Here is a 9,956-nt window from a genome sequence, read left to right as displayed (position 1 = left end):
TGAATTTCCTTTCTAATTTTGGTTTAGACGCTTAAATTTTAGCATAGGAAATATTCATATGTCTTTTTGTATTTTTATACAAAATAGGTTTGAATGATTTCTCATCCACACCAAAAGTCGGAGACCCTCATCTATCAATCACCTGAAATTGAATCAATATCCCAAATTAGATTGATAGCATCTGAATTTAACGCAGCAAGAATTTGTTGAGCGACAGATGTCACCGGTGCTGGGGCAATGGACTTGAATAAATTTCCTATAAGAGGAATAGCCATACCCATCTTTACTAAATGTGCGGTGGCAATTGAAGAGGGGCGACCCGGACCATAAATAAGACCTGATCTAAGGATGACATAGCTAAGTTCAGAATGTTGAATAATGGTTTCGCCGACTCTCTTAGATTTCAAATAGGATGGGTAACCCACGTTAGCAGACAAATAAAGTACTTTTGGAATCTGATTTGTTTTTGCTAATGCAACGGTTCCTTGCCTTGCTTGGATATTTAGCGCATCCATTGTTTTGGGGGTGATACTGCCAACTAAATCAATGACCCAATCGTAGTCTTGGTCAAGTTGTATATGTTCAACAGCTAGAAGATCTCCTTGAATATAGGTCAGGGAAGTATGGTCTTCAAATAGGGGTCCTTTACCTGGATGCCTAGATATATAAGAGACGTCATGTCCCATCTTTAGGGCTAATGATAAAAGGGCTTGGCCAACAAACCCATTCCCACCTAATACTAGTAATTTCATATTTATGCCTCTTTCTATAGGTAATGGATCTACCGATGATTTTGCTAGGTATATTGTATATATCCAGAAATCGTCTAGTGATAAAATTTAGGCCCTGCTTATTCTATTATTATAATACATATTAATAGGATGTTATCTCATTCCCCACTGCTTATGATCAAAAATATTCATTTGCGCTTACAACTGCCGAATAAAAGGGCATATATTTTTTCATAAAACTATATTAAAATGTTCTAATTATTGCTAATATGGTAGATATTCGACTGTAAATGATGTGATGGACTTTTTTGCATAAAATAGTGAGATGGCAAGTACTTAAGGAGTGTATTGAATGAGAATAAATGAATTTAATCAACCAATTGGTGATCATATAGAAAAATATCAACCGGGCGCTTTTCCAGATTTTCAATCAATCGTTGGTACTACAGTGACTTTAGAGAAAGTAGCAACTAAACATCATGATGATGCGTATAATATGTATTTGAATCAAATTGATGATGCAAGTTTTACCTATATGTTTATTGAACCTATTCGAGATAATGAAACATTTGAGACTTATTTTGATATGCTAGTAAATTCCAAAGACCCATACTATGTAGCAATAATTGATAATGATAGTAAAAAGATGGTCGGTATCTTTTCATTTATGCGCATTGATCCTAATAATAAGGTAATTGAAATGGGTGGTGTGTTATACGCACCAGCGATTAGAAAATCAAAAAAAGCAACTGAAGCACAATATTTGATGATGAAATATGTATTCGAAGATTTAGCATATAGACGTTATGAATGGAAATGTGATAGTTTGAATGAGCCATCAAGAAATGCGGCCTTGCGTTTAGGTTTTACATTTGAAGGAACTTTCAGACAAGCTATTTTATACAAACAACGTACACGAGATACAAATTGGTTTTCAATTATTGATAGTGAATGGCCAATCAAAAAAACACGATTAGTTAATTGGTTAGATGAAAGTAATTTTGATGCGACAGGGCAACAAATCAAGTCGCTAAGTGTGCTTTAATATACTATACAGCGCCAAATGGGAGCAAGGTAATGAAATCAAAAAAGCATTACTATTAATTGATTTTCAAAAAATGTTTCGCGATGGTTCTTGGGGTATTAGTAATAATGAAGTGGCTGAAATAAATGCAGCCAGATTATTGAACAAGTTTCGGACTATTTGAATGCTTCAGCGCTCATTTTTTACAAGATTTCGTCGTAAGAGATAGCTGTATATCTTGACTTGGAGTGGGCTTCAAAGGATATACTTTATATAAGATATCATTTGATTGAAATGATAGTAAGGAAAGCAATCCTATCAAAGGTGCGAGGAGGATTTTATGAAATCAGCGATTTTTCAAAAAGCAGGACTAGTAACAATCGAGGATGTTGAAAAACCAATCATTCAAGAGGAAGACGACGTCATTATCAAAGTTGTGCGTGCGTGTGTTTGTGGCTCAGACTTATGGTCATATGGACATGGTGACCATAAGAAGGCACATTCAATGAATGATGGGCACGAAGCCATAGGTATTGTGGAAGCAGTTGGATCTGAGATTACAACTGTCCAACCGGGCGATTTTGTCATCGTACCTTTTACTCATGGTTGCGGTGAATGTGACGCCTGTCGTGCTGGTTTTGACGGAACGTGTGACCGACATCCAGGATACTCTAACTGGTCATTTGGCTTCCAATCTGAGTACATTCGTTTCCATCATGGAAATTGGGCCTTGGTTAAGGTACCAGGCCAACCATCTGATTATTCAGAAGGGATGATTAAATCATTATTGACACTTGCTGATGTAATGCCAACAGGTTACCATGCAGCGCGCTGTGCCAATGTGCAACGTGGGGACAAGGTCGTTGTCATCGGTGATGGTGCGGTTGGGCAATGTGCCGTGATAGCTGCCAAAATGCTGGGGGCTGCTCAAATTATATTAATGAGTCGACATGAAGACCGTCAACAAATGGCGTTAGCCTCTGGTGCCACAGCAGTAGTTGCTGAGCGTGGTGATGAGGGTATCGCAAAAGTGCGTGAGCTTCTAGGTGGTGGTGCGGACGCAGCCCTAGAATGTGTTGGTACTGAAGCAGCATTTGATCAAGCATTAGGTGTTTTACATAACGGCGGCCGTGTCGGGTATGTTGGAGTGCCACATTATAATAATAGACCGATTGGTTCAACTTTTGCTCAAAACATCAGTCTTGCAGGTGGTTCTGCCTCTGTAACTACGTATGACAAGCAAGTACTGTTAAAAGCAGTTTTAGATGGTGATATTAATCCAGGGCGTGTCTTTACACAAAGTTATGGTCTTGAGGAGATTAACCAAGCATACCAGGACATGCAAGATCGAAAAACGATTAAATCAATGGTCATTGTTAGTGAATAATTGAGACAGTAAAAAATCTGGGATAATCCGCCCAGATTTTTTTGTTTTTATGAAAGTAATTATTCTCCGACCAATCCGTCACCATCACCATCTGTCATAAATGGGTATAACCAATGTCTTGAATCGATGGGCATGGAGTACCCCGCCGCCTTTGCTTCTTTAATGGACACCTGACCATTATGATTGCTATCAATGGCTGAGATATCACCATTACTATTGGCAGGGGATTCAGCTATTGCATTGGTTTCTTGACTAGATGATTGCAAGGATGCTAACGATTCATCTTGGGCTGGACCCTGTGGCCCAGTACTAGCGCCATTGAAATAGTCAATTGTTACACCAGGTTGGCGATTTGGAATATAAATGTTGAATTGTAAAGCACCGTTGTCTTCAATTGAGAAGCCTTCCATATAAATACCACTAGCTAACAAGTTTTCGCCATCAAACACGGGGGTAATACGGTAACGGATATGGTAATCATTTTCTTCAATATAGTTGGCCACATAATTTTCAAATGGTAACATCCCTTCGACATTAAACCACCTGGTACCAGTCATCAAATTTCTAGGATTGGCATTTTCACCGGCGAGTTGATAGCCAATAAGGTGAGACCGGTTGTAGAGCCAACCACCAGATACATTGGCGTATTTGGCTTGTTGCCAACCGGTGGGTCTGATATCTTCAATGGCATCACGTTCATCATCAGGCATTAATTCAATACCTAAGACAGCGTTGGCTTGGGTTACGCGTCCAAGACTGTCCAAGTCCCCATAAGCCTCGTAGGCCACAGTAGAAGTGATATCAGCATTTGTAAAAAAGGGCACATTATCATTAATTTCAAGATATTCTTGATCATCAGGGACCTGGCGAACCACACTTAGTTCCCGGTTAGCCGATTGGGTGATTTCATTTGCTTTTTCAACTGAGCTAGTGGCAGCAGCTTGGGCTTTTGATTCGGCAGTTTTGTCGCTTTCAAGACTGGCTGTTTTGGTTTTTTCAGCATCAAAGGCAGTCTGTTCAGAAGATTGTTTAGTTGTTTTATAGCTCGATTTTACTTGGGCTTCACTGGAGATGCTGTTTGTATCAGTCGATGAAGTGCTTACTTCTGAAGCTATCTCATTGGTCCAAGTCTCTTGTTCAGCAACTACTTGTTCAGAATTTTCTTGCTTGAAAAGACCATGGAAAATTGAAAATATCAATGCAAGTGTTATGAAGATTGCTAATACTTTGCTAGTGTTCGTTCCTATGCGTCGTTTCATGGCAACAAATATTTTTCGTATAAGGATGATTACTATCCATAGTATTAAAATGATGCCCAGTAAGGTAATCAAGGTGGCCATATGACCAGCTCCATTCTATTGTTCATTTTTCTCTATAAAAGGAGATATCAACTAGTATTGTATCATAGTTAAGGGTGATTACCGCTTTTTAATGGCTAGCCTAGTGCAACGCAAGAGACCATTTTGTGTATAATGAACAATATATGGATGTTTAGAGAATTTATACCATTTTTAGAAAGGATATTTATGTCAGATAAAAAAATAGATATTAGTCAACAAAGTCGATCGGGTATTTTAAGGAAATTATTTATCTCAACCTTGATGTTATCTGCCTTCACTTTTGGTGGTGGCTATGTGATTATCACCCTATTGAAGAAGACCTTTGTCGATGATTATGGCTGGATTGAAAATGATGAAATGTTAGATTTAGTCGCAATTGCGCAATCTGCACCTGGGGCAATTGCGGTTAACGGTGCAATCGTTATTGGCTACAAATTAGTTGGATTATGGGGCGTATTTACTGCGGTTTTGGCAACTATTATACCTCCTTTTACCATTATTACCCTGATATCCTTCTTCTATGATGCCTTTCGGTCTAATACCTGGATCGCCTTATTACTTGAAGGGATGCAGGCAGGAGTGGCTGCCGTAATCGTAAAAGTTGTGATTGGTATGGCTTTACAGATTACGGATACGAAGAACCCCATCTTGATTGGCGCTATGATTATCGCCTTCATCGCAAATTATATTTTCAACGTGAATGTGATGTTGATTATATTATGTGCGGCGTTATTGGGGATTGGCAAATATATATTTGAGCGCTATAGAGGGGGAAATCACGCATGATTTATTGGCAACTATTCATTTCTTTTGTAAAAGTAGGTGCATTTAGTTTTGGTGGCGGGTATGCAGCCTTACCATTAATTCAGGAAGAAATCGTGTATAATCATCAGTGGCTAACCATCCAAGAATTTACGGACCTTATTACCATTTCCCAAATGACGCCAGGACCAATTGCATTGAATTCGGCTACTTTTGTGGGAAATCAAATTGCCGGTATTCCTGGAGGATTGGTTGCTACCATTGGCGTGGTATTCCCGTCCGTCATCATTGTAACCGCACTGGCGATGATTTATACGAAATATCGTAATTTAGATAGTTTGCAATATGTACTGAAAGCATTGCGTCCGGTTGTTGTCGCTTTGATTGCTACAGCCGGTGTGTCTATTTTAGTGACAAGTTTTTGGGGAGACCAAGTGATTGGTATATCGACAATAAAAATCACTGCCGTGGTCATTTTCGCCATTTGCCTAACCATGTTATATAAAACCAGAGTTGATCCGGTCTTGATTATGCTGTTTGCAGGCATATTAAATGTGGTCGCCGGTCTTGCCGCAACGATTGTTGGCTAAATGATATGAGTCGCTTTGTTTTCTATTTGTTCGTATACTCGGTATAATGTCCGTAATATGTAAATAGGGAAGGGTGTTCATTTTGGAATTAGGTGTACATGATTTAGTCACCATCAATAAAGGGGAAAATGCTGAAGCAGCTTTAGCAAGGACAATGCGTTTTGTTAAAGAAATTGAGGATTTAAATTACAAGCGTTACTGGTTTGCAGAGCATCATAATATGCCTAATTTGGCTTCTGTTTCGCCAGAATTATTAGCGGCATATGCTGCTGCGAAAACCGACCGCATCCATTTGGGTACGGGAGGCACCATGATTATGCACTATTCGCCTTTGAAAATTGCTGAAAATTTTAAAGTGTTGACTGCTTTAGCACCAGGCCGTATCGATATCGGTTTAGGTCGAGCACCAGGATCTGGACCAAATGAAATCAAAGCTTTAGCTGAAGGAAGACCACAAACCTTTACAGATATGTATGACAAGATTGATGTGATTTTGAAGTATCTTGGTGACCAGGAAGCACCTAGTTTTTATGGGAAGGTACAAGCAATGCCACAAAATCTATCTAGTTTAACCGAACCTTGGATGTTAGGGTCATCTGGGCAATCAGCTTTGGTTACTGCACAAATGGGGTTAGGTTATTCTTTTGCTAAATTCTTTGGGATTGATACAGATCCTGATGTCTTTAAATTGTATCGTGATCGTTTTGAACCGAGTGATTTCTTTGATAAACCAAGTGTAATGGTATCCTATATGGTTATTGTCGCAGATACGGATGAAGAAGCGGATTACTTGGCTAAACCGATTGAATTGATGCAAATGGGTATTCGAACAGGTCAAAGAATGCCTAACATGGACCCCGAAGAAGCGAAGGCATATCGTCTTGGACCAGGTGCGCAAGCATTGTTGGAAGAATATTTAGCTAAACGTTTTATCATTAAGGGTTCAAAGGAAACGGTCAAAGCCATTTTAGATGATGAGATCGCGACATTAGGCATTGATGAAATTTTAGTGTATGCACCAATTTTTGATGAAGCCAAACGGTTGCAATCATACCGGTATTTGGCCGAAATGTATGGAAAAATCTAATAGTATATATTATATATAAAACGAGTGCCCAGGTTGAAATTTTCGGGCGCTTTTTTTATACATCGGATTGACTAGTTTTGATAGTTTTAAACTATCGATAATGATATTAAAGTAGAATAGCCGGTTCGTTGACAGCTGGTATAGGATTAGCTATTATTGAGATAGATATTACCGATGACAGGATAAGTAGATAGGCGTCATTTATAGAGAGGTTCCGCAATGGTGAAAGGGGCTAATGGCAAGTATTGAATATGGTCCTCGAGGGTTTTAGGGCATCGAGTGTGAAAGGGATTTTCCTAAACATAAGATAAACTCGTCTTAGCTACGTTACAGGCTAAACCTATCAGTCGGCGTCTAGTTGACAAGGCTCGTAGGTGTTGAGGGGAATGATATGTTCCTAAATTAAGGTGGTACCACGCAAGATGCGTCCTTAGTCGAGATAGTTTGTAAGCTATTTGGACTAAGGATGTTTTTTTTGCTTAAAATTACATTTCAAATATAGGAATAAAAGGGAGAATGTATTATGCGTAAATTAGTGAAATTTGTAGGATTTGGATTGGCATCGTCATTATTGTTAGCAGCTTGTGGATCTGCAGAAGATACGACGGTTAAGATTGGTATTGTTGGGGATGACACGGCGGTATGGGATAGTGTAGCTGAACGTGCTAAAGAAGAAGGCATCGATATTGAATTAGTAAAATTTACAGATTACAATACGCCAAATGAAGCATTAGCGGACGGTTCAGTTGATTTAAACTCGTTCCAAACGATTATTTTCATGAACAATTATGAAGAAACATCTGGAAATGACTTTACAGCAATTGGGAATACTGTCATCACACCTTTAGGAATCTACTCTGAAAAGCATGAATCCATCGAAGAAATTGCAGATGGTCAATCTATTGCAATTCCAAACGATGTAACCAATGGTGGCCGTGCCTTGAACTTATTGCAAGCAGCAGGTTTCATCACCTTAGATCCCGAAGCTTCAGCATCATTCATTCCAACTGTGGATGATATTACAGAAAATCCATATAATTTGGATATCCAAGAAGTAGATGCAGCCCAAACCGCGCGTTCTATTACAGACGTTGATTTCTCAGTAATTAATGGTGGTTTTGCTGTAGATGCTGGTTATTCACCACAAGAAGATGCTTTATTCTTAGAACCTAAAGGTGACTCTTCAGCACAATATGTCAACGTTATCGCAGCTGTAGCTGATAATACAGATAACGAAACCTTCCAACAAATTGTTGAAATATATCAAACTGAAGAAACCGCTCAATTAATTGAAGAGACATATAATGGCGGTCTAGTACCAGCCTGGTCTGACTACGGTTATGAACCAGTAAACTAAGCAAAGATAAGTTAGACGCTAAAAAAGAGATGCTTCCTAAACGGGGCATCTCTTTTTGATAGGCTATGTATAAATGACATTAAATATTGTCCGCAATATAGCGTACTAATTTTTCTGATTTTCCCCAACCTAGGCAAGGATCAGTAATTGATTGTCCAAACACATCGCCACCTGGTTCTTGGCGACCATCTTGTAAGTAAGACTCGATCATAAATCCACGAACGTAGGCTTTAATATCTTCGTTCCATTTACGATTTTGCAATACTTCTTGCACGATTCGAATTTGGTCTAAGTATTTTTTACTAGAGTTATCATGGTTAGTATCTACGACAATAAATGGATTTTTGTAATCTTCTTTTTGGTAATTGTTAATCGTTTTGATTAGGTCTTCGTAGTGGTAGTTTGGTACGATTTCTTTGTTTTCTAAAGTACCACCACGTAAGATGATGTGCGCGTAGGGATTTGCACTTGTCACAACTTCTTGACCTGAGAACATTAATTCTTGAGGTTTTTGTGCTGCATGCAAAGCATTAAAGGTTACTGTTAGGTTACCAGAAGTTGGGTTCTTCAAACCAACAGGGCTATCTATACCGGATGCTACGAAACGATGTTGTTGGTTTTCAACAGAACGAGCACCTACTGCGTGATAAGATACTAAATCTTCCACAAATTGTAAGTTGTCTGGGTATAACATTTCATCGGCAGTAGTTAAACCTGTTTCCACAATCACACGACGGTGCATGTTACGAACAGCTTTCATGCCACGTACCAAGCTAGTTTCGCCAGTAGGATCTTGTTGATGTAACAAGCCTTTGTAACCGTCCCCATTAGTTCTTGGTTTATTTGTATAAACACGTTGTACGATGAAAACTTTATCTTTTACTTCTTCTTGTAATTTGGCTAAGCGATGTGCATATTCTAAAACTGCGTCTTCATTATCAGCAGAACAAGGGCCAATAATCAATAAGAATCGATCATCTTCACCACTAATAATTGCTTTTAATTCTTCATCACGTGCTGCTTTAATGGCATTTTCTTCGTCGGTTAATTTGGCATATTCTTTTACGGCATCGAAATCGACTGGTTCGCTAATTGGTTTGAAACTCATTTTTAATCCTCCTATAATAGGTATTAAGCTTATTTTAACAAACAATAGCGGAAAAAGCATTTTATTTATAGAGAAGTGTGTCTTTTTCTGATAAAAAAATAAACCCACATCAAAAGTATGTTTGCAGCTAGTCAGATTTTCTTTTACAACGACTGCGAATACGTTTTCCTTAACAAGGTTTAACTGTCTATACGGGATATCCTAGTCGCGATTAAGGCTTCATCAACTGTGTTACAAAGGTCTTTACTGTCGAGAATGGCATCTTCACTTTGGATGTATTGATCAATCATGATTTTTCAGCTTTTCAAGCAAATTAATATGATGTTATTGAAGAAGCCAGCACTAATTATTCTGGCTTTTTTTGTTCATCTCAAATTTATTTTTGAATAGCAGTTGATGCAAAAGTGGCTTTTCTTGCTTGAAATACATGTAATTTGGGGTGTTTTCTGTTCTTGCAAATAATATATAAAAAGCATATTGATTTTCACGAATAATTTGGTTAATTAATTTAAAGCGTTCCTGTTTATTTAAGTCGTTTTTTCTGTCGTTTTTCACGCTCCTCTCGTGCAA

Annotated in this window: 10 protein-coding genes; 6 read left to right on the top strand and 4 right to left on the bottom strand. The window is 38.4% G+C overall.

Going from position 1 to position 9,956, the window contains the following annotated elements; genetic code table 11:
- Nucleotides 1-134: 134 nt before the first annotated feature.
- Nucleotides 135-752: an NAD(P)-dependent oxidoreductase gene (locus B9P78_RS08415; protein ID WP_094519016.1), complete on the bottom strand. Its 618-nt coding sequence runs from the start codon at nt 750-752 to the stop codon at nt 135-137.
- Nucleotides 753-1,110: 358 nt separating this feature from the next.
- Here B9P78_RS08415 and B9P78_RS08410 point away from each other — a divergent pair, with 358 nt between their 5' ends.
- The gene (locus tag B9P78_RS08410) at nt 1,111-1,776 is read left to right on the top strand and encodes a GNAT family N-acetyltransferase (protein ID WP_369824385.1); all 666 of its coding nucleotides are present in this window, start codon (nt 1,111-1,113) and stop codon (nt 1,774-1,776) included.
- A gap of 319 nt (nt 1,777-2,095) precedes the next feature.
- Nucleotides 2,096-3,142, top strand: a complete 1,047-nt coding sequence (locus tag B9P78_RS08400; RefSeq protein WP_094519014.1) for a zinc-binding dehydrogenase — start codon at nt 2,096-2,098, stop codon at nt 3,140-3,142.
- Between the two features lie 59 nt (nt 3,143-3,201).
- Here the strand turns inward: B9P78_RS08400 and B9P78_RS08395 are convergent, their stop codons facing one another.
- Nucleotides 3,202-4,482 (bottom strand): DNA/RNA non-specific endonuclease, encoded by a 1,281-nt coding sequence (locus tag B9P78_RS08395; protein WP_233487816.1) that lies wholly within the window; start codon nt 4,480-4,482, stop codon nt 3,202-3,204.
- 186 nt (nt 4,483-4,668) lie between these two features.
- Here B9P78_RS08395 and B9P78_RS08390 point away from each other — a divergent pair, with 186 nt between their 5' ends.
- The 4 genes from B9P78_RS08390 to B9P78_RS08375 all read left to right on the top strand — a co-directional run bounded on the left by B9P78_RS08390 (nt 4,669) and on the right by B9P78_RS08375 (nt 8,278).
- Nucleotides 4,669-5,268 (top strand): chromate transporter, encoded by a 600-nt coding sequence (locus B9P78_RS08390; protein WP_094519013.1) that lies wholly within the window; start codon nt 4,669-4,671, stop codon nt 5,266-5,268.
- Complete coding sequence (locus B9P78_RS08385) at nt 5,265-5,834, top strand: chromate transporter (RefSeq protein ID WP_094519012.1); 570 nt, start codon at nt 5,265-5,267, stop codon at nt 5,832-5,834. The genes B9P78_RS08390 and B9P78_RS08385 overlap by 4 nt, the downstream gene beginning before the upstream one ends.
- Before the next feature lie 73 nt (nt 5,835-5,907).
- The gene (locus B9P78_RS08380; protein ID WP_233487815.1) at nt 5,908-6,921 is read left to right on the top strand and encodes an LLM class flavin-dependent oxidoreductase; all 1,014 of its coding nucleotides are present in this window, start codon (nt 5,908-5,910) and stop codon (nt 6,919-6,921) included.
- A gap of 523 nt (nt 6,922-7,444) precedes the next feature.
- Complete coding sequence (locus B9P78_RS08375; RefSeq protein WP_094519010.1) at nt 7,445-8,278, top strand: MetQ/NlpA family ABC transporter substrate-binding protein; 834 nt, start codon at nt 7,445-7,447, stop codon at nt 8,276-8,278.
- 79 nt (nt 8,279-8,357) lie between these two features.
- On the opposite strand, the gene B9P78_RS08370 is transcribed toward B9P78_RS08375, so the two are convergent.
- Nucleotides 8,358-9,386: a 3-deoxy-7-phosphoheptulonate synthase gene (locus B9P78_RS08370; RefSeq protein WP_094519009.1), complete on the bottom strand. Its 1,029-nt coding sequence runs from the start codon at nt 9,384-9,386 to the stop codon at nt 8,358-8,360.
- A 342-nt stretch (nt 9,387-9,728) separates the two neighbouring features.
- On the bottom strand, nt 9,729-9,956 hold a 228-nt coding region (locus B9P78_RS08365), incomplete at its 5' end, for a hypothetical protein (protein WP_148138595.1).

The sequence above is a fragment of the Aerococcus sp. 1KP-2016 genome (genome assembly GCF_002252085.1).
Classification (GTDB): Bacteria; Bacillota; Bacilli; order Lactobacillales; family Aerococcaceae; genus Aerococcus.
This window is presented reverse-complemented; position numbering and strand designations above follow the sequence as displayed.

Excerpts from the sequence above, each read along its gene's own strand:
- B9P78_RS08415 (WP_094519016.1), bottom strand. The coding sequence starts at position 752 with ATGAAATTACTAGTATTAGGTGGGAATGGGTTTGTTGGCCAAGCCCTT.
- B9P78_RS08400 (WP_094519014.1), top strand. The coding sequence starts at position 2,096 with ATGAAATCAGCGATTTTTCAAAAAGCAGGACTAGTAACAATCGAGGAT.
- B9P78_RS08395 (WP_233487816.1), bottom strand. The coding sequence starts at position 4,482 with ATGGCCACCTTGATTACCTTACTGGGCATCATTTTAATACTATGGATA.
- B9P78_RS08390 (WP_094519013.1), top strand. The coding sequence starts at position 4,669 with ATGTCAGATAAAAAAATAGATATTAGTCAACAAAGTCGATCGGGTATT.
- B9P78_RS08385 (WP_094519012.1), top strand. The coding sequence starts at position 5,265 with ATGATTTATTGGCAACTATTCATTTCTTTTGTAAAAGTAGGTGCATTT.
- B9P78_RS08375 (WP_094519010.1), top strand. The coding sequence starts at position 7,445 with ATGCGTAAATTAGTGAAATTTGTAGGATTTGGATTGGCATCGTCATTA.
- B9P78_RS08370 (WP_094519009.1), bottom strand. The coding sequence starts at position 9,386 with ATGAGTTTCAAACCAATTAGCGAACCAGTCGATTTCGATGCCGTAAAA.